This window comes from Janibacter sp. A1S7, assembly GCF_037198315.1.
Classification (GTDB): Bacteria; Actinomycetota; Actinomycetes; order Actinomycetales; family Dermatophilaceae; genus Janibacter; species Janibacter alittae.
In genome coordinates this window covers 773460-791664 of sequence record NZ_CP144913.1, presented here as the reverse complement: position 1 = coordinate 791664, position 18205 = coordinate 773460, and the positions used below count along the sequence as shown (strand labels likewise).

Here is an 18205-nt window from a genome sequence, read left to right as displayed (position 1 = left end):
TGGGGACGACACGACCACATGTCCGCGGCTTGTGGACAGGATCCGTGTGCACCAGGGGGACTCCTGGTGACCGACACCCCACAGTTATCGGGGGTCCTGCACCAGGAGTCCCTCCTGTGCGCGGTCAGTTGGGGACGACGGTGACCGGTCCGAGCCCGAGGTCCTCGACCTGGTCCTTGTAGAGCGAGGCATCGCCGACGACGACGACCGTCCACTCGTGGGTGACCTGCTCGCGCCAGGCGCGGCTGAGGTCATCCGCGGTCAGCCGACGCATGGCGGCGATCGTGTCGCTGGTGAAGGACAGCGGCAACTCGTCACCGGCCAGCCCCGCCGTCTCGTCGGCGATGGCGTCCGCAGTGTCGTATCGACCCGGGGCGGTGAGGGTCATGAAGTCGACACCGGCGCGGGTCTCCTCCTGCGTGAAGCCGTCCCCCGCACCGGCCAAGATCTCCGTGAGCAGACGAAGGGAGTCCACGGTCGAGTCGGCGCGCACGGACCCGGCGACGGTGAACGCCGAGCCGACCTGGCGCGGACGGAACCCGGAGCGGATGCCGTACGTGTAGCCCTTCTCCTCGCGCAGCACCTGGTCGATGCGGGCATTCGGCGCGCCCCCCAGGATGTAGGCGAGGACCGGGAAGGGTGCCCATCCGGTCGTCACCCGACGGTCCGGTCCCGGAGCGCCGATGAGGATCTCCGACTGCACCGAGCCGGGACGGTCGACGAGGACGACCCTCGCGGCGTCAGCGGCACGCGGGGCCGGCTCACGGTCGACCGGCCGCGCGCGACCCGCGGTCGTCCAGCCACCGAGCGTCGAGCCGAGCAGCTCCTCGACGTCGACCCCGGTGAGGTCGCCGGCCACGACGACCGTCGTCCCCTCGGGGTGGACGTGGGCGGCATGGAAGCCGACGACGTCCTCGCGGGTCACGTCGGCCACGGTCTCGGCCTCACCGCCACCGGGGCGCGAGGCGCGGATGGTGGGGTCGTAGTAGGTCCTCGCCCACTCCTTGTAGGCGCGGCGTCCGGCCGAGGCCCGCTCCTGCTCGATCTCGGCCAGCCGGGTACGCACGATGCGCGAGACCTCCGCCTCCTCGAAGACGGGCTCGCGAACGCACTCGGTGAGCAGCTCCAGTGCCTCACCGAGGAAGCGCTGCGGCACATCCAGGTCGACACCGAGCGCTGCCTCGCTCATCCCGGCACCCAGTGCGATACCGCGGCGCTCGAGCAGCTCCGACAGCTCTCGCTGGTCGTGCGTGCGGGTGCCCTCGTCGAGCAGGCGCGCCATGACCCAGGCGACGCCCTCCTTGTCCGTCGGCTCGTGGCGCAGTGCGACCGGAACGGTCAGGCGCACCGAGATCACGTACTGGCCGGGCACGTGGTGCACGAGGGCACCGATGCCGTTCGGCAGCGTGAGCTCACGCGGCTGGGGGAAGAACCACTCCCCCGGCGCGGCGACCTGCGGACGCGGGACGGTGGGACTACTCATGCTGCCTCCTCCTGCTCCTCGGCGGCCCGGTAGACGACGGCGGCGCGGTGCTGCGGGCGCAGCCACGTGTCCGCGGCGGCGCGCACGTCCTGCGGGGTGATCCTCGCGATCCGGTCGAGGAAGGTGTTGATGTAGCCCGGGTCGTCGTGCAGGCACGTGTAGTGGCTGATCAGGTCGGCACGCTCGTCCTTGGCGGCCAGCGCGGACAGCCACGCGCGCTCCGCCTGCGCCCGCACCGCCTCCATCTGCTCCGGCGTCGGCCCGGCGTCGGCGAAGGCGGCCAGCTCGGCGCACACCTGCTCCTCCAGCTCCTGCGTGTCCACACCGTCGGCGACGTCGACGACCACCAGGCCGAGGGACACCCCGTCGACGAAGCCCATCGCCCCGACGTCGATGGCATTGGCGCGCTGCTCGTCCCGCACGAGACGCTGCTCCAGCGGCGAGAAGCTGAGCCCACCGACGCAGTCCAGGGCCATCGACGAGGCGAGGAACTGGTCCCGGGTGTCGCCCGCCTCGGCAGGCAGGCGGAAGGCGAGGTGGATGCGGTCGTTGGGCACCTCGTCGACGATCTCCTCGCGGGCCGGCTCCGACAGGGGGCGAAGGGGGGCGACCGGCCCCCTTCGCGGCTCGGCATGGTGCTCGAGGTGACCGAAGTAGCGCTCGACGAGCTCCAGCCCACGCTCCGCGGTGACGTCACCGACGATCGTCAGCACGGTGTTGTCCGGGGCGTAGTGCCGACGGAAGAAGTCGTGCACGTCCGCCACCGTCGCGGCGTCGAGGTCAGCCATCGAGCCGATCGTCGGGTGGTGGTACGGGTGGCCCTCGGGGAAGACGGTCGCGTAGACCCGCGTCATCGCCTGGCCGTACGGCTGGTTGTCGTAGCGCTGGCGCTTCTCCTCCTTGACGACGTCGCGCTGGTTGTCGAGGTTGTCCTGCGTCACCGCGGCCAGGAGGTTGGCGTGCCGGTCGGCCTCGAGCCACAGGGCGAGCTCGAGCGCCCCGGAGGGGATCGTCTCGAAGTAGGTCGTGCGGTCGAACCACGTCGTCGCGTTGAGCCGACCACCGACGCCCATGAGCGCCTGGAAGTGCTCACCGTTGGCGACGTTCTCGCTCCCCTGGAACATCAGGTGCTCGAAGAGGTGGGCGAAGCCGGTTGCGCCCCGCTCCTCGTGCCGGGAGCCGACGCCCACCCACATGTTGAGGGTCACCGTCGGTGTCGTGGCGTCGGGCTGCACGATGACGCGCAGCCCGTTGGGCAGGGTGTGGTCCTCAAAAGGGAAGTCCAGAGGCATGCCTCGAGCCTACGACGCGTTGCGCTCCAGCTCGTCCTCGCCGTCGGATCCCGGGTCCGCCAGATTCGGGTAGGCGCTCGGCCCGAGATCCTGCATCGCCGTGCGCGCGAAGACCTGCTGGAAGGTCGAGACCCGCTCGTTGCGGTTGTCCCCGACGAAGGTGATGATCCAGTTCAGCAGCGTGGAGATGCGGTTCTTGAAGCCGACCATGGCCATGAGGTGCACGGCCAGCCACGCGAGCCAGGCGAGGAAACCGGTGAAGTTGATCCGGCCGATGCTGGCCACGGCGGAGTACTTCGAGATCGTGGCCATGGAGCCCTTGTCCCGGTACCGGAAGGGCGCCTGGTCCGTCGTGCCCTCGAGCCGGCCGAGGATCGACTTGGCCGCGTAGCGACCGCCCTGGATGGCCAGCTGGGCGACGCCCGGGTACCCCTTGAGGTTGATCATGTCGCCGACGACGAAGATCTCGGGGTGTCCCGGGACCGTCAGGTCGTCCTCGACGTGCAGGCGTCCGGCACGGTCGACCTCGACATCGGTCTGCTCGGCGAGCATCGCGCCGAGCGGCGAGCCGGCCACGCCGGCCGCCCAGACCTTGGTCATCGTCTCGATGGTGCGCCGGCCGCCGTCGCCGTCCTTGACCTGGATGCCGTACTGGTCGACATCGGTCACCATCGCCTCGAGCTGGACCTCGACGCCCTGCTTCTCCAGGCTGCGTCGCGCCTTGTCGCTGAGCCGGTCACCGAAGGTGGGCAGCACCTTCGGCGCACCGTCCAGGAGGATGACCCGCGCCTCGCCGGGGTCGATGTGGCGGAACTCGTGCGCCAGGGTGCGCTGGGCCAGCTCGGCGATCTGCCCGGCCATCTCCACGCCCGTGGGGCCGGCGCCGACGACCACGAAGGTGAGCAGCCGTCGCCGCTGCTCGGGGTCGGTGGACGTCTCGGCCAGCTCGAAGGAACCGAAGATGCGGCCCCGCAGCTCGAGCGCGTCGTCGATGCTCTTCATCCCCGGGGCGAACCGGGCGAAGTGGTTGTTGCCGAAGTAGGACTGACCGGCACCCGCCGCGACGATCAGGCTGTCGTAGGGCGTGACCGTGTGCTGGTTGAGGGAGGTCGAGCTGACGGTGCGTGCCTCGACGTCGATGTGCTGGACGTCGCCGAGGATGACGCGCACGTTGCGCTGGCGCCCGAGGATGTCGCGGGTCGTCGGAGCGATGTCCCCCTCGGACAGGATGCCGGTGGCCACCTGGTACAGCAGCGGCTGGAAGAGGTGGTGGCTCGTCCGCGAGATCAGCGTGACGTCCACGTCCTCGTTGCCCAGCTCCTTCGCGGCGAAGAGACCGCCGAAGCCGGATCCGATGATGACGACATGGTGCTTGCCAGAGTTAGCGCTCACCCGTTCATTGTGCCCAGTGGGGCCGCGCACGGCGAAATCGGGAGGATGCCCCGTTCGTCACACCGGCAGCAGCGCCCTCCTGGTGCTCGTGTGTGTGCGGCTCCTTCCTCGTGCGGAACGTCCGGCGGTCACCGGTACTCAGGGTTCTCCCAGTCGAAGCGCGTCCCGGCGTCCCAGGCGTCACTGAGATTGCCGTGGGCCGGGACCCCACCGCTGTCCTTGAGCATCCTCGCCAGGTGCATGAGGTTCCAGGTCAGGAAGGTGGTGTTGCGGTTGGTGAAGTCGTTCTCCGGGCCGCCGCTACCGGGGTCCAGGTAGGAGGGGCCCGGCCCGGCCTCGCCGATCCACCCGGCGTCGCCGTTCGGTGGGATCGTGTAGCCGAGGTGCTGCAACGAATACAGCACGTTCTGCGCACAGTGCTTGATGCCGTCCTCGTTCCCGGTGATCAGGCACCCACCGACCCGGCCGTAGTAGAGGAACTGCCCCTTGTCGTTGTGCATGCCCGACAGCGCGTAGAGCCGCTCGATGACCTGCTTCATGACGCTCGAGTTGTCCCCGAGCCAGATCGGGCCGGCGAGCACGAGGATGTCGGCGTCGAGGAGCCGCGGGTAGATCTGCGGCCACGCGTCGACCTCCCACCCGTGCTCCCGCATGTCCGGGTAGACCCCGGTGGCGATCGGGTGGTCGATCGCCCGGAGCACCTCGACGTCCACGCCGTGCTTGCGCATGAGCGTCGCGCTCGCATCGACCAGGCCCTGGGTGTGGCTGGCCTCCGGACTCCTCTTGAGCGTGCAGTTGACGAACATCGCCCTCAGCCCGCTGAAATCCCACTCACTCGTCACGGCGCTCACGGTCCCTCCTCGGGCCCATTGGCCCGTGTCAGCGACGGTACTTCACGAGTGCACCGTCCCCGAACACTCCGGTCGTGGCAAAGATGGTGCGTCCCCGCAGAGCCACGTCCGCAGGTGAGTCGGCGGCGAAGACCGTCTCTGCCCGGCTCCCGCCACGCTTGATCATCGACACCTTCCCACCGAACAGCTCCGCCACGAAGATGTCCCCCGAGTTGTCCACGGCCAGTCCGGTGGCGCCGAACATGCCGCCGGCGATGGTCGAGGCCGACCCGGTGGAGCGGTTGACGCGGTACACCTTGCTCAGCGGCGCCATCTCACCGGCAGCACCCTCGAGGGTGCTGACGTAGAGATCGCCTCTCACATCGGCCTGGACATCGGTCGGTACCGGCTCAGGGGTGTACTCGTTGCCCACCAGACAGTCGGGCAGGTCGAGTCCCAGTTCGCCCTCGAGGCCATCGTTGACGTCGGCCGTGAACTCGATCGGGGTGGCCGGCAGGACCGAGACGGTGGTGATGTCGCCGGTGGACTCGTCGACGGCAAGGACCGCGTTGGCCGCGGCGTCGGCGACGTAGATCGTGCCCCTGCGGACATCGAGCTGATAGGCATGTGACTCCACGATGCCGCTGTACTCGGCCAGCGGGGGCAACTCGCGCTCCGGAGGTAGGCCCTCCTGGAAGGCCTGGAGCTCGGCAGCGCACGGAGCGTCGAGATCGGTGAACCCGTAGGTGCGGTCGCCGTCCGGGTTGTTCGCGACCTCGTAGGCCCACAGGTCGTCACTGACGACGGTGCGCTCCCCCGTCCTTGACGTGCGGATGATGTGACTGACCGGCCCCTGGGCCCCGGAGTAGTCGGTCTCGATGTGGTACGTGAAGCGTCCGCGATACGCGACTCCGGTGAGCTCACCGGCATCGGGGGGCAGGCCCAGCTCGTGCACGGTGCTTACCCGGCCGCGCTGGTCCACCGTGGACAGCAGTCCAGCGAAGTTCTGCGTGACGTACACGTCGAGGGCGTTGCCGACGTCGACACTCAGTGGGCCGGCCAGCCCACTCGCGACCACCTCGGGCTGCTGCGAGCCCGCAGAGTGATCGCTCGCGGCGTGGGCCGGTCCTGCGACGGTCATTGCGAGAGCCAAGGCACTGGCTCCGGCCATCAGATGCGCGCGCATGGGGTACCTCCAAGATGAGAAGGATGCCGCTCCCCCCTCCCGGGGACTGCGGCTCGAGCCCGTGAGGAGCACACGCCCGTGCCAAAGAGTTTGCTCCCTATATCACATGGTGTCCAGAGGCGCTATCGCAACCCCTCCGCCGCCACCCGCGCGTGGTCGTCCACGGACCGTCGATGCGTCGCGACACCCAACGGCAACCGCCCGCTGAGCCCACAAAAAAGTCCTGGGCCGCGACACCGTGTAAACGATGTCGCGGCCCAGGACGCTGGTAGCGGGGGTAGGATTTGAACCTACGACCTCCGGGTTATGAGCCCGGCGAGCTACCGAACTGCTCCACCCCGCGTCGTTGCAGTTGCAACTCTACGTGACCTGACGGGGAGCACCAAATCAGTTGCCCTCCAGGTCTGCCGAACCCCCTTCGGGTTGCGCGGCGGCGGCCTGCTCGAGGTACTTCTTCAGTTCCTTCTGCGCCTTGTCGTAGGCGGCGAAGTCGCCGTTCTTCAGCGCTTCCTGGCCGTCCGCGTAGGCCTGCTCCATGCCGGCGATGGCCTCCTGCAGGGCCTCCGGGTCGTTCGCGGTCGGAGGTGTCGGCTCGCCGCCGTCGCCGTTCCCGCCGGTGTCGTCGCCCCCTTCGCCCCCGTCGGGGCCGGGCTCCTCCGCCGGCGTGGAGTCGCCGCCCTCGACCCCGGCGTCGCCCTCGAAGAGCTGGTCCAGCGCCGAGTCGAGGGTCTGACCCCAGGCGACCTTGCCGCCGAAGGTGGCCACGACGATCCGCAGCTGCGGGTACGAGGTCCCCGAGGAGGAGGAGAGGTAGATCGGCTCCACGTGCAGGAAGCCCTCCCCGACCGGCAGTGCCAGCTGGTTGCCGAAGTGCACCTGGGACCCGCCGCGGTTGGCGTTGTTCAGGTAGTCCTGCAGGGTCTGGCTGCCGCCGTCGGAGGTCGCGTTGGAGGAGACGATGTCGTTCTGCACCTGGCCGACGCCGGGCACGGTCGTGTTGCGTGGCACGGAGAGCAGCCGCAGCTGTCCGTACCCCTTGGCAGGATCGCCACCGGTCGCGCCGGCATCGGCGTCGACGGCCAGGTACCCGGCCATGACGTTGCGCGAACCACGCGGGATGTAGGTCGAGGTGAGCGACCACGAGGGCTTGTCCTGCGAGGGCATCGCCAGCGACAGGTAGTACGGCGGCTGGGCCACGCCGTCGTCACCGCGCGACGGGTCGTCCGGCACCCGCCAGCGGTCCTGACCGGCGCGGAAGTCGCTCGCGGAGGTCACGTGGTAGTCCGCCAGCACGGCGCGCTGCATCAGGAAGAGGTCCTCCGGGTACCGCAGGTGGGACATCAGCTCGCTGCCGATGTCGCCACGGTCCTGCATCAGGTCGGGGAAGGCCTTGTCCCACGCCTGGATGATCGGGTCGTCCTCGTCCCACTTGTAGAGGTCGACGCTCCCGTCGAAGGCGTCCACGGTCGCCTTGACGGAGTTGCGCATGTAGTTGACCCGGTCCCCGATGAGCGCGCTCGCCTGCTGCGTCTCACGCGAGGAGACCTGTCCGGTCTGCACCCCGGACATCGAGAAGGCGGTGCTGTACGGATACTGCCGCGAGGTCGTGTACCCGTCGACGATCCACTTCACGCGCCCGTCGACGATCGCCGGGTAGACGTCGTCGTCGAGCGTCAGCCAGGGCGCCACCCGCTCCACCCGCTCCATGGGGGTGCGGTGCTCGAGCAGCCGGGAGCTGGGCCCGACCGCGTCGGACAGCATGAACTTCAGGTCCCGGTGGGTCAGCGCGTAGGCCGCCTGACGAAGGGGGGAGCCGATGTCCACTCCCCCGTCACCCTTGTAGGTGTACCGGGAATCGTCCCCACCGGTGGGCCGGTCGACCTCGCGCGGTTCCTGCCCGTCGCTGCGTCCGACGATCGAGAAGTGGTTCATCTCCTCGCCGAAGTAGATGCGCGGCTGGTACTCGCCGATCGCCGACTGCGGATTGATCCACTGCGGGTTGCCGGCCCGCACCTGGGTGCCGCGAGCCATGACCAGGCCGTAGCCGTGGGTGTAGACGGTGTGGTCGTTGACCCAGTCACGTCGGTCGGAGGGGACGTTGTTCAGGTCGAGCTCGCGCGCGCCGACGACGACGTCCGTGGTCTCCCCGTCGATCTCGTAGCGGTCGACGTCCAGCTCCTCCTGGAAGGTGTAGTACGGCTGCTGCGCCTGCAGCTCCTGGTAGGTCTGGCTGACGACCGAGGGGTCGAGCAGCCGGATGCCCGGGATGGACTGGGCGTCCTCGCGCAGCTGGCCGGGTGACACGTCGGAGACCGCGTCGTAGGTGGACTCCTTCGCGTCCGTCACCCCGTGGGCGTCGCGGGTGGCGTTGATGTTGCGCTGGAGGTAGGGCTCCTCGAGCGAGTTGCGCGAGGGCGAGACCTTGTAGGTCTCGACCAGGGCCGGGTAGATCGCCCCGACGACGATGGACAGCACGACGAGGGTGCCGACCGCGATCATCGGCAGCAGCCAGGAGCGCGAGCGCACCGAGGCCAGGAAGAGCACGGCGCACAGCACTGCCGCGACCGCGAGGATGTACTTCGTCGGGATGATCGCGTGGTCCGCGGTGTACCCGACACCCGTGAGCACCTCACCCTCTCGCGTGGTCAGGCCGTGCGCGTCGAGCAGGTAGCTCCACGCGCGCAGCAGCGCGAGCACCGCCGCGATGACCGCCAGGTGCAGGAAGGCCGCCCGCGAGGAGCGCCCCCGCCCCGGCGGGACGATGCCTCCGTAGATGTAGTGCGCGAAGACCGCGCTGATCAGGCTCGCGAGCAACGCGACGGTGAGGAAGCCGACGAGGAAGCCCCACCACGGCAGCCCGAAGAGGTAGTAGCTGATGTCCCGCCCGAACTGCGGGTCGGTCACTCCGGTCGCCTCGCCGTTGCGCCACAGCAACCAGACCTGCCACTGGCCCGCGGCGGTGAGTCCACCGAGCAGGCCCAGCACGGCGGGCAGCACCCACGCGGTCACCCTGCGGAAGGGCTCGATGGCCTGGCGGTACTGCGCCAGCGCCTGCTCACCGGGGGACATCGGTACGGTGAGCGGCCGCGTGCGGTAGGCGAGCCACAGGCTCAGCCCGATCGGCAGCGCGGTGAGCAGGGCACCGCCGACGAAGAGGAGGGCCTGCGTGCGCAGGCGTGACCACCACGCGTCGGAGAAGCCCAGGGAGGAGAACCACAACGACTCGGTCCACAGGCTCGCGATGATGCTGATGATGACGAGCAGCACGGCGATCGCGAGGGCCGCCTTCGCCAGTCTGCCCGGGCCACGCCTCGGTGGGGTCCGGTCGTCGTCGCGGGGCGGCACCGCGCCCCCTTCGTCACCGCCGTGCGGCCAACTCGCGCTGCTCATGGTGGTGACACCGTACCCAGACGTCCTGACATCTCGTAGGGCAGCATGGTCCTCGTGCCCGACTCGTCATCTGACAACATCCCCACGACCGAACCCCTGACCGTCGCCGCGCTCGAGACCGAGCGCCATGTCGCGATCTCCGGCTGGGACCAGAACCCGCGGATCTTCGCGCTCGTCGACACCGCCACGCTCGTCGAGGCCGAGCCCCAGCTGGCCCTCGATGGTGCGGCCGACCGCGCCCCCGGCGCGCTGACCGCGATCGAGCAGGAGGACCTGCCGCAGACCTCCTCGCTGGAGTCGCTGCTCGGCCGGATGGCCTGGCCGGAGACCGTGCACGGCGCGGCCCTGGCCGTCGAGCGCGTCGTCCTCCCCCCGGGTGCCGAGCACGACCTGCCGCAGGATCCTGAAGGGGCCGTCGAGGCCCTTGCCAAGCACCCGCAGCGTGAGGACGTGCGCCTGCTCGTGGCCGTCCACCGGGACGGTCGGGCCGTGTGCCTGCTGCGTCAGCGCGCCCACGACCGGGACGACCGCGTCGCCACCGGCGAGGACATCGCCCCCGGTCTCGTGCACGCGCTGCGCGCCACCTTCGAGGACGACTGACTCAGGCCGCGTCCTCGCACGAGGGGAGGTCCGCGCCGTCGCCGCTCGCGATGGACTCGACCGCGGTGACGGCGTCGTCGTAGGTCTCCACGGCCACCACCTCCAGGTCGTCCGGCACGTGGCCGACGACGTCGGAGCAGTTCTTCTCCGGCGCGAGGAACCAGTCCGCGCCGCCCTCGTGCGCGCCGACCATCTTCTGCGCGATGCCGCCGATCGGGCCGACCTTCCCGGAGTCGGAGATCGTGCCCGTCCCGGCGACGGACTCCCCCTTCGTCATGGCTCCGGGGGTGAGCCGGTCACGCACGGCGAGCGCGAACATCATGCCGGCGCTCGGCCCACCGACGTGCCCGGCGTCGATGCGCACCTCGAAGGGGTAGTCGTACCTCGGCTCGAGGACCACGCCGATGCCGGCGTTGCCACCGCCGATGTCGGCGGTCTCGAGCGTCACGCTCTTCCTGCTGCCGTCACGTCGGACGACGAGGGTGACCTCGTCGCCGACCTCGCGGTCGCCGATCGTGTCGACGAGCTCCTCGAGGCCGTCGGGGCGCTCGCCGTCGACGGTCAGGACGACGTCCTCGACCTGCAGGGCCCCGTCGGCGGGCTTGCCCTTCGCGATCCGGGCGACGACGTCCTCCTGGCCGACCTTCTCGTCGAGGCTGCGCAGGGCGACGGCGATGGAGGTGTGCTGGGAGCCCTCCATGAGGGCACTGTTGAGCTGCTCGACCTCCTCGGCGCTGCGGTCCTCACCGAAGACGCTGTCCTCCGGCACGACCCGCGAGTTGGGGTCCACGTGCCCCGAGACCCACTCCCAGACGCTGATGTGCCGGTCCGGGCCGCCGAGGATGCGCACGGTCGTGAAGTACAGATGGCCGTCGGTCGGGTAGGTCTTCGCGCCCTCGACCCTGACCAGCTGGGTACCGTCGTCGAGCTCACCGAGGGTGTCGGTCACCGGCCCCGGGCTCTCCACCGCGTACGGCACCTTGATGAAGCTGCCGAGGAGCGAGACGATGAGGAAGAGCACCGCGATGACGAGGATGTAGCGGGCGATCCGCTCACTGCGGGGTGGGTGGGACGATACCTCCGGCACGCGACCTCCTAGGGTCCGGGAACCATCCGGCACCGCTCGTGGTTGGGTCTCAAGGACAGCACATCCTCTCAGGAAGAGAGCACCGTAGTGAGCAACGACCCCAGCACCCCTTCCGGTTCCTCCGGCGACGACGGGCTGCCGGAGGACCTCGCCCGGGTCTTCCGCGACCTCAACGGCGGTCGGGACCTCCCCCCGGAGGTCGTCGATCAGCTCAAGGCGCTCGGCATCACCGATGCCGACCCGACCCAGGTGGCCGCCATGACCTCCCAGATCAAGGCGATGTTCGCCCCCGGGGCGCAGGCGAAGGGGGTGGACGTCACCGCGGCGACGTCAGCGGCCCGCGAGGCGATCTCCGAGACCGACCACGCCATGGGCGAGCGCGAGCTCGGCCTGGTCGAGCAGGCCACCCGACTCGCGGCGCTGTGGCTGGACCAGGTGACCTCCCTCGAGGCGCCGACCCTCACCGGTGAGGCCCTCTCCCGCGAGGAGTGGGTCGAGGCGACGATGCCGGTGTGGGCCTCCCTCGTCGATCCGATCGCCGAGGGTCTCGCCGGCGCGATCCGCGACTCCTTCACCTCGCGGATGAACGACCCGGGCGCCCCCGACCTGCAGGCACTCGGCCTGCCGCCGGGCATGGACATGTCGATGCTCAGCCAGCAGATGGCCCCCTTCGTCGACCGGATGGCCTCCACCCTGATCACGGGGCAGACCGCACAGGCCGTCGGCGCCCTGGCCTCCGACACCCTCACCGCGACCGAGGCCGGCGTGCCGCTGGTCAGCGACCGGGTGGCACTGCTGCCGGGCAACGTCGCCGAGTTCGCCGAGGGCCTCGACGTCGACCTCGACGAGGTGTGGCTGCACCTGGCCACGCGGGAATCGGCGCGGATGCGGCTCTTCACGGCCGTGCCGTGGCTGGGCCCGCAGATCCTGGCCGCCGTGCAGGCCTACGCGCGCGGGATCGCCATCGACACCGATGCGATCGACACCGCGGTACGTCAGGTCGACCCGTCCGACCCGAGCGCCATCCAGGAGGCGCTCACGGGCGGCTTCCTCAACCCGACGCCCTCACCCGCCCAGCGCAGCGCCCTCGCCCAGCTCGAGACCTGGCTGGCGCTCATCGAGGGCTGGGTCGAGCACGTGTCGGTGCAGGCCACGACGAGCCAGCTGCCGGCCACCTCCGCGATGACCGAGACCATCCGTCGGCGCCGGGCCACCGGTGGCCCGGCGGAGAAGACCTTCGCCGGGCTGGTCGGGCTCGAGCTGCGGCCGCGGCGCCTGCGCGACGCGGCCAGTCTCTTCGCCGCGCTCGAGGAGCGCGTCGGGGCCGAGGGCCGCGACGCGGTGTGGGCGCACCCCGATGTCGCGCCCACCGCCGCCGACCTGGACGATGTGCTGGGCTTCGTCGAGCGCACGGCTGCCGGTGAGTCCTCCGGGAGCGAGGACCTCGACGCCGCCCTCGAGTCGATCCTGCGGGAGGCCGATGCGGACCGTGGCACCGATGCATCGGACGACGCACCCGAGGGGGGCTCCGACACCGAGGAGGACCGGTGAGCCACGCGGAGCTCGCGGACGACCTGCGTGGGTTGCTGACGACCTGGCCGTCGCCGACGGCCGCGCAGGAGGCGCTGCGGGTCGAGTACCTGACCCACCTGGACGCGCACGATGCCGCGACCGACCGGTCCGGCCCCCCGGCGCACTTCACCGCGTCCTGCCTGGTGGTCGACCCCGGCGCCGAGCACGTGCTGCTGACCCTGCACCCGAAGGTCGGTCGCTGGCTGCAGTTCGGCGGGCACCTCGAGGACCACGATCGCTCCGTCGCCGCGGGTGCCCTGCGCGAGGCCCTCGAGGAGTCGGGCCTGAGCGCGGCGACGCTGCAGCTGCGCCCGGGCCTGGTCCAGCTGGACCGGCACTCGCTCGGGTCGGGCTTCACCCGGTGCACCGAGCACCTCGACCTGCGCTGGATCGCCGTCGCCGCGCACGGCGCCGAGCCGGTCGCCTCCGAGGAGTCCGATGACCTCGCGTGGTGGTCGGTGGACGCCCTGCCGGAGGACATGGACGACTCGCTCCGCTCGCTCGTGGAGCTCGCCGGCAGGGTCTGAGTCCCGCACCGAAACGACGTGCTGCTGGCTCTATTTCGTTGAGTCGGCAGCACGTCGTGGTGGTGCTGACTCAACAAGGTAGAGCCAGCAGCACGTCGTGTGCCCGGGGTGTGGAAAGGTCGACAGCGCCTCTCGCGAACTGCGCCACAGTGGTGATCCACCACCGACCCCGCACCCGAGCGAGACGACGATGCAGCACCCCGGCACCACACCGCACCTGCGACCACTGCGCCGACCGGACGGCAGTGTGCAGATCGGGCTCGGCGTGCGCTCGGTCCGCCTGCAGGGGCTCACCGATGGCGAGTGCCGGTGGCTCTCCGGCGTCGACCCCACCCGTGCGCTCACCGAGGCCGTCTCCACGGCAGCGCTGGAGGGCATCGACCCCGGCCGCGCCACGAGGATCCTCGATCGGCTCGTCACCGGCGACCTGGTGCACCCGGGCCCGACCGGCGAGTTGCCGCGGGTGGCCGTGGTCGGTTCCGGGGCCCTGCCGGCGCTGCTCGTCGATGGTCTGCGGCAGAGCGAGCGCGTCCTCACCACCCGCGTGCGTCCCGGGGGCGAAGGGGGATCCACCAACCTGGCCGTGGTCGTCAGTGCGACACCACCGGCGCCCGACTCGGTGCGCCCGTGGCTGGTGGCACGGACGCCGGTGCTGCCGGTGTGGTGCCTGCCCGAGCAGGCGAGCATCGGCCCCCTTCTCCTACCCGATGACGGTCCCTGCCTGCAGTGCCTCGATCTCACCCGAGCCGAGACCGACCCCGGCTGGCCGTGGTTGAGCGCCCAGCTCAGCCGGCCCGGCATCACCGGCACCGAACCCGTCAACGGCCTTCCCGCAGTCCGACTCCTGGCCGCCGGGCTGACGACGACGCTCGTCCTCGACCACGTCGACCGTCGCCTGACCACGCGAGGGTGGTCCTTCGAGGTGGCCACCCCGGGTCCCACGCTCGAGCGGCACCCGTGGGCGACCCATCCGGGGTGCAGCCGGTGCACTCCCCCGCCGCTGCAGGTGGTCCCGACACCCACGGACGAAGGGGGGTCCAGCACGGACACAGGCAGGAACGACACAATGGCCGGGTGAGCGAGATCCCCCGAGGAGCCGCCGGTCGCGCCGCGCGGCTCGCATCACTGCCGCTCGGCCATGCCGGGCGCAGCGCCCGAGGGCTGGGCCGACGCCTCACCGGGACGCCGGCGGAGGTGGTCAACGAGGACATCCAGCGACGGACGGCCGAGCAGCTCTTCGCGGTGCTCGGCTCCCTCAAGGGCGGCGCGATGAAGGTCGGTCAGGCACTCTCCGTCCTCGAGGCCGCCCTGCCCGAGGAGTACGTCGAGCCCTACCGCGAGATGCTCGTGCGGCTGCAGGACGCAGCCCCCCCGATGTCCATCGAGGAGGTCCACTCCGTCCTCGTCCGCGACCTCGGCCCCGGCTGGCGCGAGCGGCTGGAGATCGAGGACCGTCCCGTCGCGGCCGCATCGATCGGCCAGGTGCACCGCGGTGTCACCGCCGACGGGCAGCTCATCGCGGTGAAGATCCAGTACCCCGGCGCCGACAAGGCCCTGCGCAGCGACCTGCACCAGATCGCCCGACTGGCGCGCGTGGCCACGACCTGGATGCCCGCGATGGACATCAAGCCGGTGACCGACGAGCTGCTCGCCGCCGCGGACGAGGAGCTCGACTACGACCTCGAGGCCGCCAACCAGCGCGCCTTCGCGCGGGCCTACCGCGACGATCCGGACGTCGCCGTCCCCGACGTCGTCCTGCAGAGCCGCCACGTGCTCGTCAGCGAGTGGCTCGAGGGCGCACCGCTGAGCCAGGTCATCCGCGAGGCCGACCAGGACGTGCGTGACCGTGTCGGCCAGCTGTACCTGGACTTCCTGCTCTCCGGGCCGGAGCGCGTCGGACTGCTCCACTCCGACCCGCACCCGGGCAACTTCCGCCTCACCCCGGACGGACGGCTCGGCGTCATCGACTACGGAGCCGTCACCCGCCTGCCCGACGGCTTTCCGCCCATGATCGGCACCCTGGTGCGCAAGGCCCTTGCCGGAGACGCCGAGGCGATCGTCGAGGGTCTGCGCGCCGAGGGGTTCATCCGTCCCGGCGTCCGGGTCGACGCCGACGACGTGCTCACCTACCTGCTGCCCTTCATCGAGCCCCTGCGTGCGCCGACCCACTCCTTCACCCGCGAGTGGCTGCGCTCGGCAACCACCGGCCTGACCGACCTTCGAGCACCGGAGTTCTCGACCGGGCTGCAGCTGAACCTGCCGCGCGAGTACGCGATGATCCACCGGGTCTTCATCGGCTCGACCGGAGTGCTCGCCCAGCTCGGCGCGACCATTCCCGCGCGTGGCTCGATGGAGCGCTACCTGCCCGGCTTCGCCGAGTGACGCCGACTACGGCTGAGCAGTCACTTGCTCCACGGGTCGTCGACGAAGAAGCCGGAGATCCCGCCGGGTAGATCATGCGCATCCTGCGCAACCGTGAGCCCGTACGGGGCGACATGCAGATCGGATTCGATGAGTTGCTCCATATCGCGACGAGGGAGACGGGCGCTGGGACCTATCCAGTCGATGCCGGCCGCGACCATCTTCTCGAGAGGCTCGGGCGGCAACTCCGTGCCGAAGAGGTAGAGGGAGGTATAGCCCCGATCGGCGATCGTCGTCGCTGCATCCCAGTCGAAAGACTGCACGATGAGCGAGTCCTCGAGCCCGCGATCGTCGAACTCGTCGAGGACCTGATCGACCTCCTCGGGGGTGGCGCCGGGCTTGATCTCCGGAACCAGGACGACTTCACCACCGAGCTCGTCAAGAACTTCGTCCAGTGTCACCGTCTCCGCCTCCGGGCCGCCCGTCGGGTTCTTGATCGTCGCCGATTCCCAGTCCTCAAGGCTGAGGTCCCTGACCCTGCCGTTCACCCCGTTGAGGGTGCGGTCGACGCTGCTGTCATGGATGAGGACAGGGGTGCCGTCTGCCAGGAAGTTGATGTCCATCTCGGGCAGGAAGCCATCTCGTGCCGAGGCGGTGAACCCTTCCATGGATTCTTCCGGATGCACGAGCGCACCACCTCGATGGGAGATGGTGACCGGAAGCTCCAGCTCGAAGACGTGTGCGGGGGCATCGGTCGTCTCACCTGGTGGAGGGTCTCCACGCCCAGGATCCGGGGCCGTCGTCGACGCGCAGGCCGAGAGGATGAGGACCACGACCCCACATGGGGCCGACCACCGTTTCCGAGGCATATCCACTACTTCATCTGGGCGACGAGTGCTGCACGTTCGCGAGTGTAGGTGCGCGTGAACCATGGTCCAGATAAGGGGAGGTGAGCTCGTGGTGAGGCCCGCCACCCGTGGCTCGCGCGGCGGAGGAACGAGGACGCGTGCTGGTCGCCTGATCTCCGCCACCGGGCACTCGCCGGAACGGCTCAGCCCTTGGCGGCCTTCGCCCGGGCCTTGGCGGCCTTCTTGAAGTCGCGGACCTCCTGCAGCGAGCCCTCGTCGGTGACGTCGGCGACGGAGCGGCGCGCGTCCTCCTCGGCGTAGGGGCCGATCGCCTCGCGCCAGCCGTCGGGGCGGACGCCGAGCTGCTTGCCGAGCAGGGCGGCGAAGATGCGCGCCTTCTGGTCGCCGAAGCCCGGGAGAGCCTTCAGGCGCTTGAGCAACTCCTTGGTGTCCGCCGCGGTGGTCCAGATCGCGGTGACGTCCCCGTCGTACTCGTCTCGCACGACGGCCGCGACGGCCTGGATGCGCCCGGCCATCGAGCGCCCGTAGCGGTGCACGGCGGGCGGGGTCGCGCACAGGTCGGCGAAGGCCTCCGGCTCGGCCGCGGCGATCTCGGCGGGGTCGAGCGTGCCGAAACGCTCCTTGACCTTGGCCGGGCCGGCGAAGGCCCGCTCCATCGGGAACTGCTGGTCGAGGAGCATCCCGACGACCAGCGCGAAGGGGTCGGACGACAGCAGCTCGTAGACGGCCTCGTCCTGGGCGATGCGCAGCTGGGGAGACATGCCCTCAGCCTGCCACGTCCACCTCACCCCGTCATGGCCGCGAGCAGCTGGCGCTCGGCGGTGTCCAGGTAAGCCAGGAGGTGCTCCTCCGCCTCGGCGCACCGCCCCTGCTCGAGCAGGGCGAGGAGGTGCTGGTTCTTCGGCAGGTAGGGCTGGTGGAAGGCCCGCGGGTCGGCCATGGTGTGGAAGACCAGCCGCAGCTCGGCGAGCAGATGCGTCATCGTCTCCGACATCCGGGCGCTCCCGGTGAGCTCCCCCACCCGCTGGTGGAAGTGGATGTTGGCCGTCCCCACACCCGGCCAGTCGCCCTCCCGGGCCGAGTTCACCCCTTCGTCGACGGCGGCACGCATCGCACCGAGGTCGACGGGACACCTGGCGGCGTGGCGTACCGCCGCGGACTCGAGGATCCGACGGAACCGGTAGAGCTCGCGCACGTCCTCGGGCGTCGGGGTGCGGACGAAGACCCCGCGGTTGAAGACGTGCTCGAGCAGACGCTCGTGGCTGAGCAGGCGAAAGGCCTCCCGCAGCGTGTTGCGCGACACCCCCAGCGCGGCGCAGATCCCCTCCTCGGACAGTCGTGTCCCGGGGACGAGCGCCCCCTCGGCGACCCGCTGCCGCAACACCTCGGCGACCCGGGTCGCCGTGCTCTCCCGGCCCACGAGACCACGGTCCGCGGTCAGGCTCTCCAGCCAGCCGTCGGCGGTCGTCATCCGCTACCCCCTTCGTCGATGTGGACACCCTAATATGCCCTGCCCCATTGCAGGATTGTTCAACAAAGCGCTACGGTCTGGTGATCGGCGCCACAACGACGTACCGCCGCGAGGCACCCACTGACATCCAGCGGCGCCCCGACCA

The 18205-nt window shown here is 70.3% G+C and carries 15 protein-coding genes and 1 tRNA gene; 5 read left to right on the top strand and 11 right to left on the bottom strand.

Features of this window, described 5'->3' with window-relative positions:
* Nucleotides 1–124: 124 nt before the first annotated feature.
* The 7 genes from V1351_RS03900 to V1351_RS03870 form a co-directional block, all read right to left on the bottom strand.
* Nucleotides 125–1483, bottom strand: a complete 1359-nt coding sequence (locus V1351_RS03900) for a M16 family metallopeptidase (protein ID WP_338750898.1) — start codon at nucleotides 1481–1483, stop codon at nucleotides 125–127.
* On the bottom strand, nucleotides 1480–2775 hold the full coding sequence (locus tag V1351_RS03895) for a M16 family metallopeptidase (protein ID WP_338750896.1): 1296 nt from the start codon (nucleotides 2773–2775) through the stop codon (nucleotides 1480–1482). Before V1351_RS03895 ends, V1351_RS03900 begins: the two co-directional genes overlap by 4 nt.
* A gap of 9 nt (nucleotides 2776–2784) precedes the next feature.
* Complete coding sequence (locus V1351_RS03890) at nucleotides 2785–4167, bottom strand: NAD(P)/FAD-dependent oxidoreductase (protein WP_338750894.1); 1383 nt, start codon at nucleotides 4165–4167, stop codon at nucleotides 2785–2787.
* 128 nt (nucleotides 4168–4295) lie between these two features.
* A complete protein-coding gene (locus tag V1351_RS03885) occupies nucleotides 4296–4973 on the bottom strand; it encodes a flavodoxin family protein (RefSeq protein WP_338752451.1) in 678 nt (225 codons plus the stop codon).
* Nucleotides 4974–5046: 73 nt separating this feature from the next.
* Nucleotides 5047–6138, bottom strand: coding sequence for a ScyD/ScyE family protein (locus V1351_RS03880; protein ID WP_338750892.1), 1092 nt, complete (start codon nucleotides 6136–6138; stop codon nucleotides 5047–5049).
* Nucleotides 6139–6449: 311 nt separating this feature from the next.
* Nucleotides 6450–6526 (bottom strand) — tRNA-Met (locus V1351_RS03875).
* A gap of 44 nt (nucleotides 6527–6570) precedes the next feature.
* Nucleotides 6571–9573 carry a UPF0182 family protein gene (locus V1351_RS03870; protein WP_338750890.1) on the bottom strand — a complete coding sequence of 1001 codons (3003 nt, stop codon included), beginning with the start codon at nucleotides 9571–9573 and terminating at the stop codon, nucleotides 6571–6573.
* Between the two features lie 45 nt (nucleotides 9574–9618).
* Between V1351_RS03870 and V1351_RS03865 the strand changes: the two genes are divergently transcribed.
* The gene (locus V1351_RS03865; protein ID WP_338750888.1) at nucleotides 9619–10173 is read left to right on the top strand and encodes a PPA1309 family protein; all 555 of its coding nucleotides are present in this window, start codon (nucleotides 9619–9621) and stop codon (nucleotides 10171–10173) included.
* 1 nt (nucleotide 10174) lies between these two features.
* On the opposite strand, the gene V1351_RS03860 is transcribed toward V1351_RS03865, so the two are convergent.
* Complete coding sequence (locus tag V1351_RS03860) at nucleotides 10175–11260, bottom strand: YlbL family protein (RefSeq protein WP_338750886.1); 1086 nt, start codon at nucleotides 11258–11260, stop codon at nucleotides 10175–10177.
* 87 nt (nucleotides 11261–11347) lie between these two features.
* On the opposite strand from V1351_RS03860, the gene V1351_RS03855 reads away from it, so the two are divergent.
* From V1351_RS03855 to V1351_RS03840, 4 genes are all read left to right on the top strand, one after another.
* Entirely contained in the window at nucleotides 11348–12811 is a 1464-nt protein-coding gene (locus V1351_RS03855; RefSeq protein WP_338750884.1) for a zinc-dependent metalloprotease, read from the top strand.
* Nucleotides 12808–13359 (top strand): NUDIX hydrolase, encoded by a 552-nt coding sequence (locus tag V1351_RS03850; protein WP_338750882.1) that lies wholly within the window; start codon nucleotides 12808–12810, stop codon nucleotides 13357–13359. The genes V1351_RS03855 and V1351_RS03850 overlap by 4 nt, the downstream gene beginning before the upstream one ends.
* Before the next feature lie 190 nt (nucleotides 13360–13549).
* Nucleotides 13550–14437, top strand: coding sequence for a TOMM precursor leader peptide-binding protein (locus V1351_RS03845; RefSeq protein WP_338750880.1), 888 nt, complete (start codon nucleotides 13550–13552; stop codon nucleotides 14435–14437).
* Complete coding sequence (locus V1351_RS03840) at nucleotides 14434–15741, top strand: ABC1 kinase family protein (protein WP_338750878.1); 1308 nt, start codon at nucleotides 14434–14436, stop codon at nucleotides 15739–15741. Before V1351_RS03845 ends, V1351_RS03840 begins: the two co-directional genes overlap by 4 nt.
* Before the next feature lie 20 nt (nucleotides 15742–15761).
* On the opposite strand, the gene V1351_RS03835 is transcribed toward V1351_RS03840, so the two are convergent.
* From V1351_RS03835 to V1351_RS03825, 3 genes are all read right to left on the bottom strand, one after another.
* The gene (locus V1351_RS03835; RefSeq protein WP_338750876.1) at nucleotides 15762–16553 is read right to left on the bottom strand and encodes a glycerophosphodiester phosphodiesterase; all 792 of its coding nucleotides are present in this window, start codon (nucleotides 16551–16553) and stop codon (nucleotides 15762–15764) included.
* A gap of 218 nt (nucleotides 16554–16771) precedes the next feature.
* A complete protein-coding gene (locus V1351_RS03830; protein ID WP_338750874.1) occupies nucleotides 16772–17350 on the bottom strand; it encodes an HhH-GPD-type base excision DNA repair protein in 579 nt (192 codons plus the stop codon).
* Between the two features lie 23 nt (nucleotides 17351–17373).
* Complete coding sequence (locus tag V1351_RS03825; protein WP_338750872.1) at nucleotides 17374–18060, bottom strand: GntR family transcriptional regulator; 687 nt, start codon at nucleotides 18058–18060, stop codon at nucleotides 17374–17376.
* Nucleotides 18061–18205 lie beyond the last annotated feature (145 nt).

Coding starts and splice junctions, on each gene's coding strand:
- V1351_RS03865 (WP_338750888.1), top strand. CDS start 9,619: ATGGTCCTCGTGCCCGACTCGTCATCTGACAACATCCCCACGACCGAA.
- V1351_RS03885 (WP_338752451.1), bottom strand. CDS start 4,973: ATGTTCGTCAACTGCACGCTCAAGAGGAGTCCGGAGGCCAGCCACACC.
- V1351_RS03870 (WP_338750890.1), bottom strand. CDS start 9,573: ATGAGCAGCGCGAGTTGGCCGCACGGCGGTGACGAAGGGGGCGCGGTG.
- V1351_RS03900 (WP_338750898.1), bottom strand. CDS start 1,483: ATGAGTAGTCCCACCGTCCCGCGTCCGCAGGTCGCCGCGCCGGGGGAG.
- V1351_RS03895 (WP_338750896.1), bottom strand. CDS start 2,775: ATGCCTCTGGACTTCCCTTTTGAGGACCACACCCTGCCCAACGGGCTG.
- V1351_RS03825 (WP_338750872.1), bottom strand. CDS start 18,060: ATGACGACCGCCGACGGCTGGCTGGAGAGCCTGACCGCGGACCGTGGT.
- V1351_RS03880 (WP_338750892.1), bottom strand. CDS start 6,138: ATGACCGTCGCAGGACCGGCCCACGCCGCGAGCGATCACTCTGCGGGC.
- V1351_RS03830 (WP_338750874.1), bottom strand. CDS start 17,350: ATGTCTCCCCAGCTGCGCATCGCCCAGGACGAGGCCGTCTACGAGCTG.
- V1351_RS03845 (WP_338750880.1), top strand. CDS start 13,550: ATGCAGCACCCCGGCACCACACCGCACCTGCGACCACTGCGCCGACCG.